19 protein-coding genes are annotated in these 18,921 nt (G+C 64.4%); 15 read left to right on the top strand and 4 right to left on the bottom strand.

Annotation, left to right across the window (positions count from 1 at the left end):
- The first annotated feature begins 11 nt into the window (after positions 1-11).
- From LWH48_RS09905 to LWH48_RS09890, 4 genes are all read left to right on the top strand, one after another.
- Positions 12-1,805: an acyl-CoA dehydrogenase gene (locus LWH48_RS09905; protein ID WP_232912424.1), complete on the top strand. Its 1,794-nt coding sequence runs from the start codon at positions 12-14 to the stop codon at positions 1,803-1,805.
- A 93-nt stretch (positions 1,806-1,898) separates the two neighbouring features.
- Complete coding sequence (locus tag LWH48_RS09900) at positions 1,899-3,530, top strand: acyl-CoA synthetase (protein WP_232912423.1); 1,632 nt, start codon at positions 1,899-1,901, stop codon at positions 3,528-3,530.
- Positions 3,531-3,649: 119 nt separating this feature from the next.
- On the top strand, positions 3,650-4,498 hold the full coding sequence (locus LWH48_RS09895) for a 3-hydroxybutyryl-CoA dehydrogenase (protein WP_232912422.1): 849 nt from the start codon (positions 3,650-3,652) through the stop codon (positions 4,496-4,498).
- 201 nt (positions 4,499-4,699) lie between these two features.
- Positions 4,700-5,473 (top strand): enoyl-CoA hydratase-related protein, encoded by a 774-nt coding sequence (locus LWH48_RS09890; protein WP_232912421.1) that lies wholly within the window; start codon positions 4,700-4,702, stop codon positions 5,471-5,473.
- A gap of 88 nt (positions 5,474-5,561) precedes the next feature.
- Here LWH48_RS09890 and LWH48_RS09885 read toward each other — a convergent pair whose 3' ends face one another.
- A complete protein-coding gene (locus LWH48_RS09885; RefSeq protein WP_232912420.1) occupies positions 5,562-6,626 on the bottom strand; it encodes an NAD(P)-dependent alcohol dehydrogenase in 1,065 nt (354 codons plus the stop codon).
- 53 nt (positions 6,627-6,679) lie between these two features.
- Entirely contained in the window at positions 6,680-7,105 is a 426-nt protein-coding gene (locus LWH48_RS09880; RefSeq protein ID WP_232912419.1) for a VOC family protein, read from the bottom strand.
- A gap of 121 nt (positions 7,106-7,226) precedes the next feature.
- Here LWH48_RS09880 and LWH48_RS09875 point away from each other — a divergent pair, with 121 nt between their 5' ends.
- The gene (locus LWH48_RS09875; RefSeq protein WP_232912418.1) at positions 7,227-8,225 is read left to right on the top strand and encodes an IS5 family transposase; all 999 of its coding nucleotides are present in this window, start codon (positions 7,227-7,229) and stop codon (positions 8,223-8,225) included.
- Between the two features lie 138 nt (positions 8,226-8,363).
- Here LWH48_RS09875 and LWH48_RS09870 read toward each other — a convergent pair whose 3' ends face one another.
- Positions 8,364-8,840, bottom strand: coding sequence for a peroxiredoxin (locus tag LWH48_RS09870; RefSeq protein WP_232912417.1), 477 nt, complete (start codon positions 8,838-8,840; stop codon positions 8,364-8,366).
- 187 nt (positions 8,841-9,027) lie between these two features.
- Here LWH48_RS09870 and LWH48_RS09865 point away from each other — a divergent pair, with 187 nt between their 5' ends.
- The 10 genes from LWH48_RS09865 (at position 9,028) to LWH48_RS09820 (ending at position 18,086) form a co-directional block, all read left to right on the top strand.
- The gene (locus tag LWH48_RS09865) at positions 9,028-10,107 is read left to right on the top strand and encodes an NAD(P)-dependent alcohol dehydrogenase (RefSeq protein WP_232912416.1); all 1,080 of its coding nucleotides are present in this window, start codon (positions 9,028-9,030) and stop codon (positions 10,105-10,107) included.
- 451 nt (positions 10,108-10,558) lie between these two features.
- Positions 10,559-11,089, top strand: a complete 531-nt coding sequence (locus tag LWH48_RS09860; RefSeq protein WP_232912415.1) for a GNAT family N-acetyltransferase — start codon at positions 10,559-10,561, stop codon at positions 11,087-11,089.
- 104 nt (positions 11,090-11,193) lie between these two features.
- On the top strand, positions 11,194-11,739 hold the full coding sequence (locus LWH48_RS09855; protein WP_232912414.1) for a hypothetical protein: 546 nt from the start codon (positions 11,194-11,196) through the stop codon (positions 11,737-11,739).
- Positions 11,740-11,846: 107 nt separating this feature from the next.
- Positions 11,847-12,767, top strand: coding sequence for an alpha/beta fold hydrolase (locus tag LWH48_RS09850; RefSeq protein ID WP_232912413.1), 921 nt, complete (start codon positions 11,847-11,849; stop codon positions 12,765-12,767).
- Between the two features lie 172 nt (positions 12,768-12,939).
- The gene (locus LWH48_RS09845; protein WP_161432549.1) at positions 12,940-13,290 is read left to right on the top strand and encodes a hypothetical protein; all 351 of its coding nucleotides are present in this window, start codon (positions 12,940-12,942) and stop codon (positions 13,288-13,290) included.
- Positions 13,291-13,341: 51 nt separating this feature from the next.
- Positions 13,342-14,190, top strand: a complete 849-nt coding sequence (locus tag LWH48_RS09840) for an MOSC domain-containing protein (protein WP_232912412.1) — start codon at positions 13,342-13,344, stop codon at positions 14,188-14,190.
- Complete coding sequence (locus tag LWH48_RS09835) at positions 14,187-16,085, top strand: ATP-binding protein (RefSeq protein ID WP_232912411.1); 1,899 nt, start codon at positions 14,187-14,189, stop codon at positions 16,083-16,085. Before LWH48_RS09840 ends, LWH48_RS09835 begins: the two co-directional genes overlap by 4 nt.
- Before the next feature lie 80 nt (positions 16,086-16,165).
- A complete protein-coding gene (locus tag LWH48_RS09830; RefSeq protein WP_232912410.1) occupies positions 16,166-16,606 on the top strand; it encodes a YtoQ family protein in 441 nt (146 codons plus the stop codon).
- Between the two features lie 47 nt (positions 16,607-16,653).
- A complete protein-coding gene (locus LWH48_RS09825) occupies positions 16,654-17,010 on the top strand; it encodes a DUF488 domain-containing protein (RefSeq protein WP_161432547.1) in 357 nt (118 codons plus the stop codon).
- Between the two features lie 101 nt (positions 17,011-17,111).
- Positions 17,112-18,086, top strand: coding sequence for an alpha/beta hydrolase (locus tag LWH48_RS09820; protein ID WP_161432546.1), 975 nt, complete (start codon positions 17,112-17,114; stop codon positions 18,084-18,086).
- A gap of 11 nt (positions 18,087-18,097) precedes the next feature.
- Here LWH48_RS09820 and LWH48_RS09815 read toward each other — a convergent pair whose 3' ends face one another.
- Positions 18,098-18,913 (bottom strand): M15 family metallopeptidase, encoded by an 816-nt coding sequence (locus LWH48_RS09815; protein WP_232912409.1) that lies wholly within the window; start codon positions 18,911-18,913, stop codon positions 18,098-18,100.
- Between the last annotated feature and the right edge of the window lie 8 nt (positions 18,914-18,921).

Raw genomic sequence — 18,921 nt, 5'->3', positions numbered from 1 at the left:
GAGGTGCCTCGATGATCCCCTTTGCTGCCCCCGTCCGTGACCTCCGCTTCGTGCTGGAGGAGCTCCTCGAGCACGGCTCGCTCGCGCTGCCTGGCTTCGAGGAGGCCAGCCCCGATCTGGTGGAGGCCGTGCTGGAGGAGGCGGCGAGGCTTGCCGGTGAGGTGTGGGCGCCGCTCAATGCCAGCGGCGACCGCCAGGGGTGCGCCCGGCGCGACGATGGTGGCGTCAGCGTACCCGACGGCTTTATCGAGGCCTATCAGGCCTACGCCGAGGGGGGCTGGAACGGTATCGGCGTCTCCGAGGCGCTGGGTGGCCAGGGGCTGCCCGAGGTGGTGGCAAGCTCGGTCCAGGAGATGCTCCACGGCGCCAACATGGCGCTGGGGCTGTGCCCGATGCTCACCGCCGGTGCCATCGAGGCCCTGGCCCACCACGGCAGCGACGCGCAGCAGGCGACCTACCTGCCGAAGCTGGTCGAGGGCACCTGGACCGGCACCATGAATCTCACCGAGCCCCAGGCCGGCTCGGACCTCTCCAAGGTGCGCACCCGCGCCGTGCCCCAGGAGGATGGCAGCTACCGGCTCTTCGGCCAGAAGATCTTCATCACCTGGGGCGAGCACGACGCCGCCGAGAACATCATCCACCTGGTGCTGGCGCGCAAGCCCGATGCCCCCGAGGGCAACAAGGGCATCTCGCTGTTCCTGGTGCCCAAGTTCCTGGTCAACGAGGACGGCTCGCTGGGCAGCCGCAATGACGTCACCTGCGCCTCCATCGAGCACAAGCTGGGCATCCACGGCTCGCCCACCTGTACCCTCGCCTTCGGCGAGAACGACGGCGCCATCGGCTATCTGGTGGGCGAGGAGGGGCGCGGCCTCAACCACATGTTCACCATGATGAACGAGGCGCGCCACAAGGTGGGCATCCAGGGCATCGGCGTGGCCGAGCGCGCCTGCCAACACGCCTTCGCCTACGCCCTGGACCGTACCCAGGGACGCAGCCCGCGCTCCGGTCGCAGCGACTGCACCATCAGCGACCACCTGGATGTGCGCCGCATGCTGCTCTCCATGCGGGCTCGCACCGATGCCCTGCGGGCACTCGCCCTCTACTGCGCCGCCCAGCTCGACGTGGCTCGCCACGCCGCCGATGAAGACGAGCGCAAGGCGGCCCAGGCGCGGGTCGACGTGCTGATCCCGGTGGTCAAGGCCTTCTCCACCGACCAGGCGGTGGAGATCGCCTCGCTGGGCGTGCAGGTCCACGGCGGCATGGGTTTCATCGAGGAGACCGGCGCCGCCCAGCTGCTGCGCGATGCGCGAATCGCGCCGATCTACGAGGGCACCAACGGCATTCAGGCGCTGGACCTGGCGGGGCGGAAACTGCAGCGCGACGGCGGTGCGGCTCTCGAGGACCTGATCGATAAGGTGGAAGCCACCGCCGCGGAGCTCGAGGCGAGTGCCGAACACGTCGAGCTCGGCAGGAGCCTGGCCGGGGGGGCCGCCGACCTGCGTGCCGCCATGGCGGCGGTGCTGGAGGCGGGTGCCGACCCCGAGAGTGGCGCCGATGCCGTCCAGGCCTACGCGACTCCCTTCCTGAATCTCGCCGGTCACGTGCTGTGCGCCTGGCAGATGGGACGGGCGGCCCTCAAGGCCAGTGCCGCCCAGGCCAGCGGCAGTCAGGAGCCGTTCTACTCGGCCAAGCGCCAGAGTGCCGACTATGCTATCCGTCAGTGGCTGCCGGTGGGCCGCGCCCAGCGTGCGGTGATCGAGGCCGGCATGGCGAGCCTGGCCGCCTTCGACGCCACCCCCCACTGATTCCCGCTTCGATTCGCCGCCGGCCCTGCGCCGGCGGCCTCCTTTCGGTCCACGAATTCTTCCATGGCCAAGCGCCAGATCACGGAGCCTCCCATGAGCCAGAGCATCTTCGAACAGGGCCTGCCGCAGACGCCGGCCAACCACGTGGCGCTCTCGCCGCTGACCTTCATCGAGCGTACCGCCTCGGTCTATCCGGACTACCCGGCGGTGGTCCACGGCGAGATCCGCCGTGACTGGGGTACCACCTGGGAGCGCTGCCGCCGGCTCGCCTCGGCGCTTTCGAAGCGCGGCATCCAGCCGGGCGAGACGGTGGCCGCCATGCTGCCCAACGTACCGGCGATGTTCGAGGCCCACTTCGGCGTACCGCTGGCCGGCTGCGTGCTCAACACCCTTAATATCCGCCTGGATGCCGAAGCGATCGCCTACATGCTTGAGCACGGCGAGGCGAAGGCAATCCTGGTTGACCCCGAGTTCAGTGATGTCATCGAGGAGGCGGTGGCGAAGCTTGACGACAAGCCGCTGATCATCGATGTGGCGGACCCCGAATTCATGCCCGAGGGGCGTGCCATCGGCGAGCTGGAATACGAGGCGCTGCTCGCCGAGGGTGCCCCGGACTATCCCTACCGGCTGCCCGAGGACGAGTGGCAGGCGATCTCGCTGAACTACACCTCCGGCACCACCGGCAAGCCCAAGGGGGTGGTCTACCACCACCGCGGTGCCTATCTGAACGCCACCAGCAACATTCTGGTGTGGGCGATGCCCCACCACCCGGTCTATCTCTGGACCCTGCCGATGTTCCACTGCAACGGCTGGTGCTTCCCCTGGACCATCGCCGCCGCCGCCGGCACCAATGTCTGCCTGCGCAAGGTGGAGCCGAAGAAGGTGATGGACCTGATCGCCGACGAGGGTGTGACCCACTTCAGCGGCGCGCCCATCGTGCTCAACGGCCTGGTCAACCTGCCCGCCGAGGACAAGCGCGACTTCGATCACCCGGTGAAGGTCACCACCGCGGGTGCGGCACCGCCCGCCTCGGTGATCGCCGGCGTCGAGAAGCTCGGCATCGACGTGACCCACGTCTATGGTCTCACCGAGGTCTATGGTCCGGTGACCTCCTGCGCCTGGCGCGAGGCCTGGAACGAGCTGCCCATGGAGGAGCGAGCCAAGCTCAAGTCTCGTCAGGGGGTGCGCTACCACATGCTGGAGGCGCTCTGCGTGGCCGATCCCAACACCCTGGAACCGGTGCCCAAGGATGGCCAGACCATCGGCGAGATCCTGATGCGCGGCAACAACGTGATGAAGGGCTATCTCAAGAACGCGGCGGCCACCGAACAGGCGCTCGAAGGTGGCTGGTACCATACCGGCGACCTGGCCGTGTGGCACCCGGACGGCTACATCGAGATCAAGGACCGCTCCAAGGACATCATCATCTCCGGCGGCGAGAACATCTCCACCATCGAGGTGGAGGATTGCATCTACTCGCACCCGGCGGTGGAGGAGGCCGCGGTGGTGGCCAAGCCCGACGAGAAGTGGGGCGAGACCCCCTGTGCCTTCGTCAAGCTGAAGGTCGGCTACGGCGAGGTCACCGAGCAGGAGATCATCGACCATTGCCGGACGCACCTGGCGCACTTCAAGGCGCCCAGGACGGTGGTGTTCACCGAGCTGCCCAAGACCTCCACCGGCAAGATACAGAAGTTCGTGCTGCGCGACGAAGCGCGCAAGCAGTAACAGCAGATCACAAATCTAATCGTCTTTGACTCAAGCGAGAAGCGTCCGGAGGTTTGTCGCCGAAAAAAGCTTCGAGCGACGGTCCATGGCAGATCAAGGCAGAGCATCAGGAGAGTGCAATGAGTGAGCAAGTGATCGGCGTGGTGGGCGCCGGTACCATGGGGCAGGGCATCGCCCAGGTGCTGGTTCAGAGCGGCTTCGCCGTCAAGCTATACGACGTCGCCGACGAGCAGCTGCAGCGCGCCAGTGCTGCCATCGACAAGGGGCTGGGCAAGCTGGTGGCCAAGGAGAAGCTGGGTGAGGCCGACAAGGACGCCGCCATGCAGCGCCTGGATACCTCCACTGCCCTGGATGCCCTGCGCGACTGCGAGGTGATCATCGAGGCCGCGCCCGAGCAGCCGGCCCTCAAGGAGAAGCTGTTCCGTGACCTGAGCCGCCTGACCCACGAAGCGATACTGGCCTCCAACACCTCGTCGCTGTCGCTGACCCGGCTCGCCGCCGTCTGCGAGCGCCCGGAGCGGGTGGTGGGCATGCACTTCTTCAACCCGGTGCCGGTGCTCAAGCTGGTCGAGGTGATCCGTGCCGAGCAGACCAGTGATGCCACCGTGGCGCGTATCGAGGCGCTCACCGAGTCCCTGGGCAAGACCGCCGTGGCCATCGGTGACTCCCCCGGCTTCGCCGTCAACCGCCTGCTGGTGCCGATGATCAACGAGGCCGCCTTCCTGCTCCAGGAGGGCGTGGCCAGCGCCGAGGACATCGATGCGGCCATGAAGCTCGGCGCCGCCCACCCGCTGGGCCCGCTGGCGCTCGCCGACCTGATCGGGCTGGACGTCTGCCTCTCCATCATGGAGGTGCTGCAGGAGGGCTTCGGCGATCCCAAGTACCGCCCCTGCCCGCTGCTCAAGCGCATGGTCGACGCCGGCTATCTCGGACGGAAGAGTGGCCGCGGCTTCCACGTCTACTCCTGATCACTCACCTGGCGGGCCGGTATCTCCTGTGGGAGGCCGGCTCCGCCGGGTGAAGGCGCCGCCAGGCGCCCCCGGGGAGCCTCATACCGGACTGGATCCACCAAGGAAGCATTGCCGCCCAACCAAGCGTTCGCTAGGGTTGGACGGTATCGTCCAATACCGTCCCAACACCGATTCAACAACAACCCGAGGAGTGACCCCATGAGCGAGAACCTGATCGAGGTGGTCGACAACGCCGGCATCGTGCGCCTGACCATCAACCGTCCCAAGGCCCTAAACGCCCTGAATACGGCCGTGCTGGCCGAGCTGGAGCGGGTCCTGGCCGGGCTCGAGGGTCGTGCCGACCTGCGCGCGGTGGTGATCACCGGCGCCGGAGAGAAGTCCTTCGTGGCCGGCGCCGATATCGCCGAGATGCGCGAGAAGACCGCCGAGCAGGCCCGCGACTTCGCCCGCCAGGCGCTGGACACCTTCAAGCGCCTGGAGACCCTGCCGGTGCCCACCGTGGCGCTGGTCAACGGTTTCTGCCTGGGCGGCGGCTGCGAGCTGGCGCTGGCCTGCGACTGGGCGGTGGCCAGCGACAACGCCATCTTCGGCCAGCCCGAAGTGCTGCTCGGCGTGATTCCCGGCTTCGGCGGCACCCAGCGCCTGCCGCGCCGCGTGGGCCCGGCCATGGCCATCGACCTGTGCACCACCGGGCGCAAGATCGATGCCAATGAGGCCCTGCGCATCGGCCTGGTCAACCGGGTGATGCCCCAGGCCGAGCTCGAGAGCTACGTCGAGGAGCTCACCAAGCAGCTGGGCGGCAACGGCCCGCAGTCGGTGCGCGCCGCCAAGCAGGCGATCCACGACGGCATGGACCAGGACCTCGACAGCGCCCTGGCGCTGGAGAACGCCCTGTTCGCCTTCTGCTTCGCGGGCGACGAGCAGACCGAGGGCATGAGCGCCTTCGTCGAGAAGCGCAAGCCTAACTTCTAAGGCAGCATCGACTCGCCCTAAACAGTGCGGCCGTGGCAGGAATGCCACGGCCGCTCTGGTTTCACGTCTATGGTGGGGTAGGCGGCGGTCAGGCCGCGTCGCCCTGCTTCAGCGACTGCATGTCGATGACGAAGCGGTAGCGGACGTCACCCTTCTGCATGCGCTCGAAGGCAGTGTTGATCTCGTTGATGTTGATCATCTCCACGTCGCAGGTGATGCCCTGCTCGGCGCACAGGTCGAGCAGCTCCTGGGTCTCGGGGATGCCACCGATCAGCGAACCGGCCAGCACGCGACGCTTGAAGATCAGGTTGAAGCCTTCCACTGCTGGCTCGATGGGGTCCATCAGGCCCACCAGGATATGGGTGCCGTCGTAGCGCAGCGTGGCCAGGTAGGGATTGAGGTCATGCTGCACCGGCACGGTGTCGAGCATGAAGTCGAAGGTCTCGGCCACGGCCGCCATCTGCGCCTCGTCGCTGGAGACGACCACATGGTCGGCGCCGTGGCGCTTGGCCTCCTTTACCTTGGCCTCGGAGCGGGTGAACACCGTCACCTCGGCACCCAACGCCTTGGCCAGCTTGACCCCCATGTGACCGAGGCCGCCCATGCCGATCACCCCGACCTTGTGGCCGGCCTTCACGCAGTAGTGCTTGAGCGGCGAGTAGGTGGTGATGCCGGCGCACAGGATGGGGGCGGCGGAGGGGAGGTCGATGCCCTCCGGCATACGCAGCACGAAGTGCTCGCTGACCACGATGCGGTCGGAGTAGCCGCCCTGGGTGAGGCTGCCGTCGTGGCGGTCATCGCTGCCGTAGGTCATGGTGAAGCCGTTCTCGCAGTACTGCTCGACGCCTTCGCGGCAGGGCTGACAGTCGCGGCAGGAGTCGACCATGCAGCCGACCCCCACCAGGTCGCCCTCCTTGAAGTGGCTCACCGCGTCGCCCACGGCGGTGACGCGACCGACGATCTCGTGGCCGGGCACGATGGGGTAGCGGGTCATGCCCCAATCGTTGTAGGCGAAGTGCAGGTCGCTGTGACACACGCCGCAGTAGAGGATCTCGATGGATACATCATCCGGGCGCGGCTGGCGGCGCTCGAAGGAGAAGGGTGCCAGGGGCTTGTCTTCGGCGAAGGCCGCATAGGCGCGGGTCTGGCTCATGTCGGGGATTCTCCTCGGGTCGTCGGATTCGTGAGGCTGGCGGGTCGCCCGCCTCACTTGGCGAACAGCTGGCCCATGTCCTTGAACGCCTTGAACTCCAGGGCGTTGCCGCAGGGGTCGAGCAGGAACATGGTGGCCTGCTCGCCTACCTGACCCTGGAAGCGCACATAGGGTTCAATCACGAACTCGGTGCCGCGCCCGCGCAGCCGCTCGGCGAGTGCCTCCCAGTCGTCCCAGCCGAGCACCACACCGAAGTGGGGCACCGGCACGTCGTGTCCGTCCACGGCGTTGGTGTGGGCGTTGTCCTGGTAGGGCATCTTCGGGTGCTCGTGGATCACCAGCTGGTGACCGAAGAAGTCGAAGTCGACCCAGTGGTCGCTGGAGCGACCCTCCTCGAGGCCGAACACCTCGCCGTAGAAGGCGCGTGCCGCGGGCAGATCATGGACGGGAATCGCCAGGTGGAAGGGGGAAAGGCTCATTGAACTCTCCTCAAGCAGGGGGAACGCTTAGGAAACGCTGCATAAATCCCGCCACAGCTGCCCGACAGCCGTTGGCGGGGTAAAATCTGGCCACCCTGTCACCACCTGATCGAGCCATCCGATGAAGCAGATCTCTTTCGCCCAGGCAGAGCAGCAGAACAAGAAGAAGGTGACCCGCCGCGAGCGGTTCCTGGCCCAGATGGAGGCGCTGGTGCCTTGGCAACGGCTCATCGACGCCCTGTCGCCGGCTTACTACCCGAATGCAGCGGGCAAGCGCGGCCGTCCGCCTATCGGCCTGGAGCGCATGCTGCGGATCTACTTCCTGCAACAGTGGTATGCGCTTGCCGACGAGGCACTTGAAGATGCCATCTACGATAGCCAGGCGATGCGTGACTTCGTGGGTATCGACTTGGCCATCGAGAGCGTGCCGGACGCGACCACGCTGCTGCGCTTCCGTCATCTGCTGGAGAAGCATGCACTGACCCAGCGAATCTTCGAGGAGATCAATGCTCACCTGGCCGAGAAAGGGCTGTTCATGCGCGAGGGCACGATTGTCGACGCCACCATCGTGGCAGCCGCCCCTTCTACCAAGAACAAGGCCAAGCAGCGCGATCCGGAGATGAAGCAGACCAAGAAAGGCAACCAGTGGTATTTCGGCATGAAGGCCCATATCGGCGTCGATGCCGTCACCGGACTGACTCACAGTGTCGTCGCAACCTCGGCCAACGTCGCCGATGTCACCATGGCCGGCGCTCTGGTCCGGGAGGATGACAAGCGGGTATATGGCGACGCAGGGTACACCGGCATGTGGAAGCATCTTGACGAAGAGAAAGATGCCCTGGATTCCAAGTGCTGCGTGGCCGCCAAGCGCGGCGCCATCAAGAAGATGGACGACAGCCCCATGAAAACGCTGCTGCTGGCGATCGAGAAGGCCAAGGCCAGCATCCGTGCCAAGGTCGAGCATCCGTTTCATGTCATCAAGAACCTCTTTGGCTACCGCAAGGTGCGCTACAAGGGGCTGGCCAAGAACCAGGCGCAACTTTTCAGCCTGTTCGGATTGGCCAACCTTGTCCTGGCGACACGATGCGAAGTCCAAGTTGATGGGGCCAGTACGCCTTGAGTCTGGCCTGGCAGCCGGATAACCCGGCTGCCAGGAAAACAGGACCACATGAAGTGATCAGAAAATGATCGCCAATGGGGTGGTTGAGACACTCTGAGCCCCCTCAGCTGCGCGGAACCGAATTGATCAGTGGTTCCCTTACAACTGGGCCAACACCGTCTCGGCGCTGCTCTGCTCGACACCCTTGGCATCGATGCCCAGGTACTTCACCACGCCGTCGTCGACGATCATGGCGAAGCGCTGGCAGCGTACGCCCATGCCGGCGCCGCTGGCGTCCTTCTCGAGCCCCAGGGCGCGGGTCAGCTCGGCGTTGCCGTCGGCCAGCATGGTGATGGCCTCGGCATTCTGGTCGCTCTGCCAGGCGCCCATCACGAAGGCGTCGTTGACCGCCAGGCAGGCGATGGCATCGACCCCCTTGGCGAGGATCTTGTCGGCGTTGACCACGAAGCCCGGCATATGGGTGTTGGAGCAGCCCGGGGTGAAGGCGCCAGGCACCGCGAACAGCGCGACCTTCCTGCCGGCGAGGAAGTCGCCGGTGTTGAGGTCCTCGGGGCCCTCCGGGCCGTTGGTCTTGATGGTGACGTTGGGGAACCGGTCGCCGGTGGCAATCGTCATGGGGCACGTCCTTCTTCTGATGAAAGGGTGGGATACCGCGACCCACCAGTCTGCCTCGACCAGGCGGAGAACACCAAACACCGCCTTTCACGCTTGGCCGGCCACTCCTTGATGTCTGTCATGGTGGAATCGCGTTTGCCTGCTATAGCTGTAGGGGTCACCCTTCCTCGCCATCCAGGAGTCCGCCATGCCCGCCATGATGAAAGCCGCCGTCTTCGTCGAGCCCGGCCGCATCGAGATCGATGACCGCCCGATCCCCGACATCGGCCCCAACGACGCCCTGATCCGGGTGACCACCACCACCATCTGCGGCACCGACGTGCATATCCTCAAGGGCGAGTACCCGGTGGAGAAGGGGCTGATCGTGGGCCATGAGCCGGTGGGCGTGATCGAGAAGCTCGGCGCCAACGTTCAGGGCTATCGCGAAGGCCAGCGAGTGATCGCCGGCGCCATATGCCCGAGCTTCACCTCCTACGCCTGCCAGGACGGCTGCAGCTCCCAGGACGGCGGCCACCACGCCCACGGCTACAAGCCCATGGGCGGCTGGCGCTTCGGCAACACCATCGACGGCGCCCAGGCCGAGTACCTGCGGGTGCCGGATGCCCAGGCCAACCTCTCGCCGGTGCCCGACGGTCTCACCGACGACCAGGTGCTGATGTGCCCGGACATCATGTCCACCGGCTTCGCCGGGGCGGAGTCCGCCAACATCAAGATCGGCGACAGCGTGGCGGTTTTCGCCCAGGGCCCCATCGGCCTGTGCGCCACCGCCGGCGCCAGGCTGCGCGGCGCGGGGCTGATCATCGCCGTGGATGGCGTCGACGAGCGCCTCGAGATGGCCAGGAAGATGGGTGCCGACGTCACCCTCAACTTCCGCCAGGTGGACGTGGTGGACGAGATCCGCAAGCTCACCGGCGGACGCGGGGTTGATGCCTCCATCGAGGCGCTGGGGCTGCAGCAGACCTTCGAGCAGGCGCTGCGGGTCATCAAGCCCGGCGGCACCCTGTCGAGCCTCGGGGTCTACTCCGAGAACCTGAGCATCCCGCTGGATGCTTTCTGCGCGGGCCTGGGCGATCACCGCATCGTCACTTCGCTCTGCCCCGGCGGCAAGGAGCGCATGCGCCGGCTGATGCAAGTCATCGACAGCGGCCGCCTGGACCTCGGCCCCATGGTCACCCACCGCTACCCGCTGGAGAAGATCGTCGATGCCTACGACCTCTTCTCCCACCAGCGCGACGGCGTGCTCAAGATCGCCCTGGAGGTCTCTTGAGGTTCGCTACTCCCCGGCCGGGCGGAATGTTCCGCCCGGCAATCCTTTATTCCCTGTCGGCAATGTCTCGCACGCCATATGGCGAATCGCTGACAGGGTCATTGGCTGATTTCGTAATCTGGACCAACGTTGACGGATGATGCCGCAAATATGGGCATTATCGGTTAGGCTGCTGGCTAATGGTCCTTTGGGTAACGAGGTGGAGGGGCTTATGCCGCAGTTAGCGATCTTCCCTCGCATCGTCGCCATGTTGCCTGTAGGAGCCCGATTTATCGGGCGAAGAGCCGCTATCGACCCAAAGCGGCCGTGGCGGAAGATGCAGCTGGCACGTTCATCGGTGCTATGCAGCATGCGCAGTGATTGGTGTTATACTGCCGAGCTATACTTAATATTTATGTGTTTCAGATGGTTAGGAGGAAGGCAGCGTGCAGTATAACATTGTTGAACGTGCATGTGCGTTCAAGTGGAATATCGAGCAAGCTACATAATACAACTGTTACATGGTGAGGTCAGCCTTGTGATTCCAGTGAAGCTGAGGGATCTTCAACAGAAAGATAAGACGGCTGTTATGTCGATGCTTCGAGATCCTGAGGTCATGCGATTTCTTGGGCCGGGTCGCGCCCTGACAGAAGATGAGGCGAATTCTTGGTTCGAGAGTGCTCTCACTAACCCAACTCGCTTTGCTATTGCAGAGGCTGATAAAGATGAATTTATCGGGTTCTGCGGTATTAAGCAGATAGATGGCGTTTTCGACTTCGGCTATTTCATCAGGTCGGAGTTTTGGGGAAACGGGATAGCTGCCAAGGCTTGCGAGTTGGCGGTTGAAAGGCTATCCACAGAGTTCGACCTCGATACCGTTCAGGTCTTCATCGCGGACGATAATGTGGCCAGCAAGAGAGTGGCCCAAAAATTGGGTTGGCAGGCCACGCATAGTGGTTCTAAGGATGGAGAGTATGGCGGATACTATCGAATCACCATGTAACAAGGCGGTCAACCGGACGCCAAAAGCGTGCCGCTTTTGGTTCCCTCCGCTGGCGCTCCGGCGCCGGTTACCTAAGCGTTATGTTTTTCGGAGGTGAGCGCGCCATGCTCAAACACTACTTGGAAGAACTTACCGCCCTTGAGTTTTCCGAACGTGATGCAGGGATTCAGAAGGCGGTTACGAGAGAGAAAGGCGCAATGAATGCGCGTGGTATACTGCACTCTTCAATGACCCTTCAGGCGTTGGCGGAGTTCTTCGGGGCCGAGTTCGCGTTGCGCTGTGATTTTCTAAGAGAATTCGTTGTTACGCACAGCGCCTTGTGCAAAGAAGAGGATGCCATAACAATCGCAAAGACCTTATTTCAAACGAAGTCCTTCGAGCAAAGGGACCGATTGAAGGCCGCATATGTGGCCGCGACAAAGCCTATCGTCGCCTCGTTAAGCAGTGACTTTCCCAGGCAGATCGAAGAGGGGTTGTTCGCCGTTTTTGTGACTCGGATAAAAAAGAACAACATGTATGTTGAGATTGCATACCAGACGATGGAAGCCGATAAGCGCGAAAAGGCCCCTGTCTTCGCGCTTAAACCGAATTTCCACGGTATTGGGATTGACGTGGAGGAGGTCTGGAGGCGATATGTCAAACATAACTAGCCAATCCACCGGACAGAGAAAAGCGTTGCTCGTTCCTCGCCCCGCTTTTCTCTGCCGGTTATTTCTGCGTTCAGCAGTCACGAGTGGAAGTACATCGGGAGATTTTGATGCCAGAGAAATTTGTATCCGTGAATGACAGATCACTTTGGAGTCAATCTGTCGGCTTGGACGAAGGAGAAGCGATACTATTGGTTTCAGGTGCGAATGCATCAGCTTTGATGTGGCCGGATGAATTCGTTGAACTGCTCGTGTCCAAGGGGTATTGCGTGATTCGGTATGACCATCGTGATACGGGACGCTCTACCTTCATCGAGTTTGATGATGCCCCCTATACCGTGGAGGATCTGGCGTCAGATGCGGTATCGATTCTCGACGCGTGGGAAGTGGATAAGGCACATGTTGTAGGCTTATCGATAGGAGCGACGTTAGGGCAAGTGCTTGCGCTAGACCATATGGATCGGCTCCACAGTTTGACCCTCATGTGCGGAGCAGCACTTGATGTGGACTTCGTCGGTAATATCGGACGAGCGTTTTCAGGTGAGAGCTCTCCGGATGGTTTGCCCCTTCCAAACAAAGAGGTGCTTGAAGCGCTTTCTGCGCGAGCGACGCCCTCTGAGAGCATGGAGGAAGAACTTGATCGTCGCGTGAAAGAGTGGGGACTCCTTTCGGGAGCGAAGCTTGAGTTTGATGCCTCGGATTTTCGACTGCGTGAGCAACGATGTATAGATCATGCCGGAACTTGGGCACAACCTGGAAATCACGCAATGGCAACGCCAGTACCTCTTGCTCGGGGAACAGAGCTGAGGAAGGTGAGCGTTCCGGCCTTGGTAATTCAGGGTTCTGAGGATCCGCTCAACCCGCCGCCTCACGGCAGGCATATTGCGGATTTGTTGCTGAACGGCCGCCTAGTTGAGATTGACGGTCTTGGGCACTGTCTCCCAAAAGCCTTGTTGCCTCAGATAGCTAATGAAGTTGTGAATCATGCTGAACAAAGCCATGCAGCCGACGCTCGTACCTCGCACGGCTGATGGCAGGCGTACATCAGAATAATCTCAATGGCCGCTTCTGGCCGAAACCGGTCCTCCGACATGTTGGCCAGCAGCGACACCAGCCCCGCGACATGCGGGATGAGCCTGATAGTGATGGCTTCGGCGCAACTTCTGGTACACTCCCGCCATCCCTGAAGTAGACGGAGACACGATGGAAACGGAATTGAGCGAGTTCGAGCGGCAGATGCGCCGCGACATCAACGCCTTCATGGACAACGCGCAGGAAACGCGGCGCAAGGCGGCTACCGCGCCCCCCGAGTGGCCCAGGGAAGCCGGCGAAGAGCCCAAGGCCAAGGCGCCGCGCAGCAAGCCCGAAGGAGCGCCGAAGACCGGCCATCTGGTGAAGCTGGCCGTGCGCACCAAGCAGCTCGAGATGGACACCGTGTTCGAGCATGTCTCCTCCAGCATCTCCAAGGTCGAGGCCCAGTTGGAAGCCGAGAAGGCCGCGCGCAAGGCCGGCTACCCCATCATCGGTTATGTGATCGAAACCAGCCGGCTGTAATCCCCCCGCGGCTGGGATAGGCTTTGGGCATCGCCCTGCCAGGAGCCCGCCGTGAAGATCACCCAGCTCAACATCTATCCGGTCAAGTCGCTGGGCGGCATCGCCCTGGACGCGGCCGAGCTGACCGCGGAGGGTCTCGCCTGGGATCGCCGCTGGATGGTGGTGGACGACGTGGGGCGTTTCGTGACCCAGCGTCAGCTGCCGGCCATGGCACGCATCCGCGTGCATCTCGAAGCCGATGCCCTGGTGCTCAGCCACCCCGAGGTGGCGCCGCTGCGCGTGCCGCTGGCGGTGGGGGCGCTTCCCCGCCTCCCGGTGTACGTGTGGGAGGACCGCTGCGAGGCCCTGGACGAGGGCGCCGAGGCGCGCGACTGGCTGGGCGACGTGCTGGGCGACTGGCGCGGCAGCGGCCTGCGCCTGGTGCGCTTCGCCCCCGAACACCGTCGCGCCGTCGAGCCCCACTACCTGGCGCCCGGCGAGCGGGCCCATACCGGCTTCGCCGACGGCTACCCGCTGTTGGTGGTGAGCGAGGGCTCGCTTGACGAGGTGAACCGCCGCCTGGCCGACAAGGGGCTAGACCCGGTGCCCATGAGCCGCTTCCGGCCGAGCCTGGTGGTCGATGACGCCGCCCCCTTCGCCGAGGATGGCTGGGACACCCTGGCCGCCGCCGACGGCGCCTGGCGTCTCGGACTGCGCAAGCCCTGCCAGCGCTGCAAGATCACCACCGTGGACCAGCACAGCGGCGAGATCGCCGTACCCGGCGAGCCGCTGCGCACCCTGGTGGAGATGAACACCCGCGCCGCTCCGGGCGGCTACTTCGGCCAGAACGCCATCGTCCTCGAGGGTGAAGGGACGAAGCTTTCGGTAGGTGATGGCATCACCATGAGGACACACTCATGACCATTGGCGCCATTCCCGTCGACCAGCGGGTCATCGGCATCGACTCGCGCCGTTTCGCCTCCATCGAGAAGGCCCTGGTGGAGCTGATCACCAACAGCGACGACAGCTATGGGCGCCTCGAGCGCGCGGGCGAGAGGGGGAGGGAAGAGGACCCGAGCGGCGAGATCCGTATCGAGTACGAGCGCCATCAGAACGGCGCTCTGCTCAAGGTCACCGACCAGGCGGAGGGCATGTCGTTTGAGCGTGCCGCCAGCATCCTCACCTACGGCGGTGCCCACAGCCCGCTCTCGCGCGGCGAGGGGGAGGGGCGGGGCTTCTTCGGGCGCGGCCTCAAGCAGGCGATCTACGGCCTCGGCCACGGCTGGCTGGAGACCCTGCATAAGGGGCGTCATACGCGCATCGAGCTGTTTCGAGACGCCAACGGCGGCTACCTCTTCGATGACGGCGAAGGCGACCGGGAAGCCACCGAAGGCGACCAGCGTCGGCTCGGTATCCGTCGCAACGGCACCCGGGTGACCATCGTGGTGGAGAACCCCCAGGTCGCCATCACCCAGTTCCATACCCTGGTGCAGGCCCTGGCCGACAACGTCTACCTGCGCGATATCCTCGAGCGGCGCGAGGTGAGTCTGGCGCACCTGAGGCGCGGCCGGGTGGTGGAGGAGAGTGGACGGATCCGCTTCCAGGAGCCGCCGTCGCTGCCGCTGGTCGGGCCGGAGCAGGCGAGCAGTTTCGTCTTCCAGCAGCAGGAGTTCCCCTTCACCCTGACCCTCAAGCGCTCCCGCGAGGCCGAACTGACCCAACATGGCGACGACCGCACCAACGGCCTGGTGGTGTTCTCCGGCATGGCGGCCCTGGACTGTCAGCTGTTCGAGTTCGAGAACCAGGTGGGCACCGAGTACCTGTTCGGCAGCGTGCGCTGCCCGGCGCTGCTCGAGAAACTCGCCGAGGGCGAGGCGATCATCAGCGACGAGCGCGAGGGGCTCAATCCCCGCAACGCCTTCGTCAAGGCCTTCTCCCGCGCCGTCAGCCGCCTGGTTGCGCCTCACGTGCTTGCCGAGCAGGAGAAGCTCAAGCACCTGGCCCGGGCGACCACCTCGCAGCGCACCGACCATATGATCGAGCACCTGCTGCAGCGCATGAGCCGCGCGGCGGTGCAGGACCTGGGGCTCACGCCACCGCTGGCGAGCGAGCCCGCCGAGGCGCCTGCGATCGACACCGCCCTGCGCTTTACCACCCCCTTCTACTACCGTCGGCCGGGCCACTCCTTCCATGTCACGCTGCTGGTGGACCACGCGCAGCTTCCCGAGGGAGCGGAGCTTGCCATCGACTATGCGCTGCCCGACTCGCTCGCCATCGACGCCACTCCCACGCAGGTGAGGGTGGAGGAGCTCGGCGAGGAGGGGCGCCTCACCTGGACCCTGAGCGGCGAGGAGGAGGGGGCCCGGGGCGAGATCAACGTGCGTGCCGGCGCCTACTGGGCCTGGTGCGAGATCGTGCTGGCCCGCCACGCCTCCCACCACGGCCATGGCGGCGTGCCCCATGCGCCGCGTCGCGGCCCGTCGCGGGACCACGGCGAGGCGATGTTCCTGGGCTACGAATTCCGCAACCTCGAGGAGACCCTGGACCGTGCCGTCTACAGCCCCGAGGAGCGCAAGATCCTGATCAACACCGGGGCCCCGACGGTACAGCTCTACGTGGATGGCCGTGGCCACTTCCGTGACTCCGCCAGGCTGCTGCTGGCCGAGCTCTTCCTGGAGGTGATCGCCGATGAACTGGCTACGCGCACCCTGGAGAAATCGGGGCGCCAGGGCAGTGTCGCCGACTTTCACGCCACCAAGCGGGCGATTGTCCGGCGCTATGGAAGCGAGATCCATCGCTCCTTCCTGAGCGTCTGATGGCGTATAGTGGAACTATTTTCCAATAAATGTTCGCCGCGTTATCATGGGTCTCCAGCCTCGACATTCAGGAGCCCTGCATGAGCTTTCACGTCTATCTATCCGGCGAGATCCATACCGACTGGCGCGACGAGATCCAGCGTGGCGCCGAGGCGGCCGGCCTCGACGTGGTGTTCACCGCTCCGGTGACAGACCACGACGCCAGCGATGCCGCCGGCGACCACCTCGGCGAGACCCCCAGCCAGTTCTGGCGCGACCACCAGTCCTCCAAGGTCAACGCCATCCGTACCCGCACCCTGATCGAGCAGAGTGACATGGTGGTGGTGCGTTTCGGCGACAAGTACAAGCAGTGGAACGCGGCCTTCGACGCCGGCTACTGCGCGGCACTCGGCAAGCCCTACGTGACCCTGCATGGCGAGGAGATCGTCCACCCGCTCAAGGAGGTCGATGCCGAGGCCCAGGCCTGGTGCACCACCACCGACCAGGTGGTCGAGATCCTGCGCTACGTGCTCAAGGCCTGAGGTCGGTCGGCTACACTGGGGGCGTCACCCATCACAGGAGGACGCCCATGAGCCTGGCCCTCAAGCGCGCCTTCGAGGCGCCTGCCCCCGAGGATGGACACCGTGTGCTGGTCGACCGGCTATGGCCACGCGGCGTGGCCAAGGCCGACGCCCGTATCGATGACTGGCCGAAGGAGGTCGCTCCCAGCGACGCCCTGCGCAAGGCCTTCCACGCTGGTGAGCTCGGCTGGGGCGAGTTCCGGCGCCGCTACCTGCGCGAGCTCAAGGCGCACCGCGAGACCCTGCGACCGCTGGCCGAGCGCGCCGCCCGGGAGCCCGTGACCCTGGTGTTCGCCGCCAAGGATGAGCACCACAACAACGCCGTGGTGCTCGCCCAGTATCTGGCCATGCTCAAGCCGCGCTAGGTACCTGATAGTCGTTAACGGGACAAGGCGGCCAAATCCGCAGCAACTGCTAACTTCAAGGTTAAGGCGGTGTCTTGCCGCCATCCTGCGAGGTGGCCGTCATGCTGTTCATCACCAACCGTTTTCCTACCCAGAGCATTCGTACCCGAATCGACCGCAACTTCACCTTCGATCTCAACAACAACGCCTCCAGCAACTCGGTGTTCTACTGCGAGCGCCAGGCAGAGGGGAGTTATCAGGAAATCGGCAGCTCAGCTTTCCTCCAGCGGCTCAAGGAGACCGAGGCTCGCCAGGTGCTGATCTATATTCATGGCTTCTCCAACCTGCCCGAAGACGTATTCACTGCGGTTCGAGAGTTTCAGGGGCTCTGTGATGCCGCCAGGCCCGGCGAGGTGCTGGTGGTCCCTTTGGTCTGGCCCTGCGACAACGACCTGGGCGTGGTCAAGGATTACTGGGACGATCAGGAATCTGCCGACTTGAGCGCCTTCTCCTTCGCCCGGGTGCTGCAGCGTTTCCTGGACTGGCGCGAGGGCGAGCAGTTCGAGCAAGATCCCACCCCCTGCCTCAAGCGCATCAACGTGCTGGCCCACTCCATGGGTAACCGCGTGCTGCGCGAGACGCTGCGCGTCTGGCGCAAGTACTCACTACCGGGCGGGGTGCCGCTGCTGTTCCGCAATACCTTCCTGGTCGCCGCGGATATCGTCAATGAGTCGTTGGAGGAGGGGCGCAGCGGAGAGCTCATCGTGCACAGCTCTCGCAACGTGACCGTCTACTTTGCCTCCGATGACCTGGCGCTGCGTGCCAGCAAGGCTTCCAACCTGAAGAACCGCATCGCTTCCCGACGGCTTGGCCACACCGGGCCGGAAGACATGGCCCGGGTGGCACGCAATGTGTTTGCGGTCGACTGCGACGACGTCAACACCCGCTATGACTACCCCAAGGGGCACTCATACTTCCGTTCCGGCGAGGTGTTCGGCGAGCCCGGTGTGGTATTCCAGCATCTGTTTGTTGCCCTGGAGAGTGGCCGTGTCTTCCCCGAAGACGAGACACGCCGCATGACCATCCTGCGGGGCTGAGGTGTCTGGCGTCATAGCTTGACCGCCTGCACGTGCATCCAGTCGAAGTTGCGCGTGCGTCCCAGGCTGACCCAGCCCTCCTCTTCCCAGAGGCGCCACCAGATGTCGTATTCTGGCCGGGCCAGCCGTGCCCGGTCGCGTCCCCACTTGAGCTTGTTGTGGGCCGGGTCCCAGTCGATGGCCAGGCCCCAGGCATGGGTCGACCAATGGGTGCCGCCGCGCTTGCGACGCTTGTTGTAGCAGCCGCCATACCGGTGAAGACCCAGTTCCCTGAGGCGTTGCGGCCCGTAGTGGTCATGCGCCCGACTCAGGATGCGAGCCAGGCTGTCGGCTACCAGTTCGTGGCAGCCGATGCCACTGGGGCAGGTGTTGAGGTCCCAAGCCAGCGCGAGTTTCCAGGGGCAGGGTACTACCGTCAGCGGCGGCTTGCGTGTCGGCGAGCCCAGCGCCTGTTCAAGCTCGGCCTCTCGATACCAGTTATTGGGGTTGGCATCCGTTGGCTGCCGGTCGCGCCAGGGATCTGGCTTGCTGCCGGTTGTCTGCAGCGTGGCCAGAACGCTCGCCGCATACTCGGTCTGGGGACCCCAGAGACCGTCGATGGGACCGGCCTCGATCTTGCTCAGTTGGCAGGCCAGCTGCAGGCACGCCACGGCGCGTCGTCGGTCGCTCCAGCGCTCTGCCCCGTCGGGCAATTGGCTGGCATGGTTCCTTAACGTGGCATTGACGGCGGCAAGGGTCTTCGGTCCGCGAATGCCGTCGATGCTGCCATGGTAGGTCTTCTGGTCAGAAAGGAACCGTTGGAGGGTACGAACGGCGCTCTTGTTCATGTTTTGGT

It is taken from the genome of Halomonas sp. G15, assembly GCF_021282295.1.
Classification (GTDB): Bacteria; Pseudomonadota; Gammaproteobacteria; order Pseudomonadales; family Halomonadaceae; genus Halomonas; species Halomonas alimentaria.
Note: the sequence above shows the minus strand (reverse complement) of the source record. Positions and strands in the feature narration are given on the sequence as shown.

What these genes read in the sequence shown, in the direction of transcription:
- LWH48_RS09905 (WP_232912424.1), top strand. Translation starts at nt 12, where the DNA reads ATGATCCCCTTTGCTGCCCCCGTCCGTGACCTCCGCTTCGTGCTGGAG.
- LWH48_RS09900 (WP_232912423.1), top strand. Translation starts at nt 1,899, where the DNA reads ATGAGCCAGAGCATCTTCGAACAGGGCCTGCCGCAGACGCCGGCCAAC.
- LWH48_RS09895 (WP_232912422.1), top strand. Translation starts at nt 3,650, where the DNA reads ATGAGTGAGCAAGTGATCGGCGTGGTGGGCGCCGGTACCATGGGGCAG.
- LWH48_RS09890 (WP_232912421.1), top strand. Translation starts at nt 4,700, where the DNA reads ATGAGCGAGAACCTGATCGAGGTGGTCGACAACGCCGGCATCGTGCGC.
- LWH48_RS09885 (WP_232912420.1), bottom strand. Translation starts at nt 6,626, where the DNA reads ATGAGCCAGACCCGCGCCTATGCGGCCTTCGCCGAAGACAAGCCCCTG.
- LWH48_RS09880 (WP_232912419.1), bottom strand. Translation starts at nt 7,105, where the DNA reads ATGAGCCTTTCCCCCTTCCACCTGGCGATTCCCGTCCATGATCTGCCC.
- LWH48_RS09875 (WP_232912418.1), top strand. Translation starts at nt 7,227, where the DNA reads ATGAAGCAGATCTCTTTCGCCCAGGCAGAGCAGCAGAACAAGAAGAAG.
- LWH48_RS09870 (WP_232912417.1), bottom strand. Translation starts at nt 8,840, where the DNA reads ATGACGATTGCCACCGGCGACCGGTTCCCCAACGTCACCATCAAGACC.
- LWH48_RS09865 (WP_232912416.1), top strand. Translation starts at nt 9,028, where the DNA reads ATGCCCGCCATGATGAAAGCCGCCGTCTTCGTCGAGCCCGGCCGCATC.
- LWH48_RS09860 (WP_232912415.1), top strand. Translation starts at nt 10,559, where the DNA reads ATGTGCGTTCAAGTGGAATATCGAGCAAGCTACATAATACAACTGTTA.
- LWH48_RS09855 (WP_232912414.1), top strand. Translation starts at nt 11,194, where the DNA reads ATGCTCAAACACTACTTGGAAGAACTTACCGCCCTTGAGTTTTCCGAA.
- LWH48_RS09850 (WP_232912413.1), top strand. Translation starts at nt 11,847, where the DNA reads ATGCCAGAGAAATTTGTATCCGTGAATGACAGATCACTTTGGAGTCAA.
- LWH48_RS09845 (WP_161432549.1), top strand. Translation starts at nt 12,940, where the DNA reads ATGGAAACGGAATTGAGCGAGTTCGAGCGGCAGATGCGCCGCGACATC.
- LWH48_RS09835 (WP_232912411.1), top strand. Translation starts at nt 14,187, where the DNA reads ATGACCATTGGCGCCATTCCCGTCGACCAGCGGGTCATCGGCATCGAC.
- LWH48_RS09830 (WP_232912410.1), top strand. Translation starts at nt 16,166, where the DNA reads ATGAGCTTTCACGTCTATCTATCCGGCGAGATCCATACCGACTGGCGC.
- LWH48_RS09825 (WP_161432547.1), top strand. Translation starts at nt 16,654, where the DNA reads ATGAGCCTGGCCCTCAAGCGCGCCTTCGAGGCGCCTGCCCCCGAGGAT.
- LWH48_RS09820 (WP_161432546.1), top strand. Translation starts at nt 17,112, where the DNA reads ATGCTGTTCATCACCAACCGTTTTCCTACCCAGAGCATTCGTACCCGA.
- LWH48_RS09815 (WP_232912409.1), bottom strand. Translation starts at nt 18,913, where the DNA reads ATGAACAAGAGCGCCGTTCGTACCCTCCAACGGTTCCTTTCTGACCAG.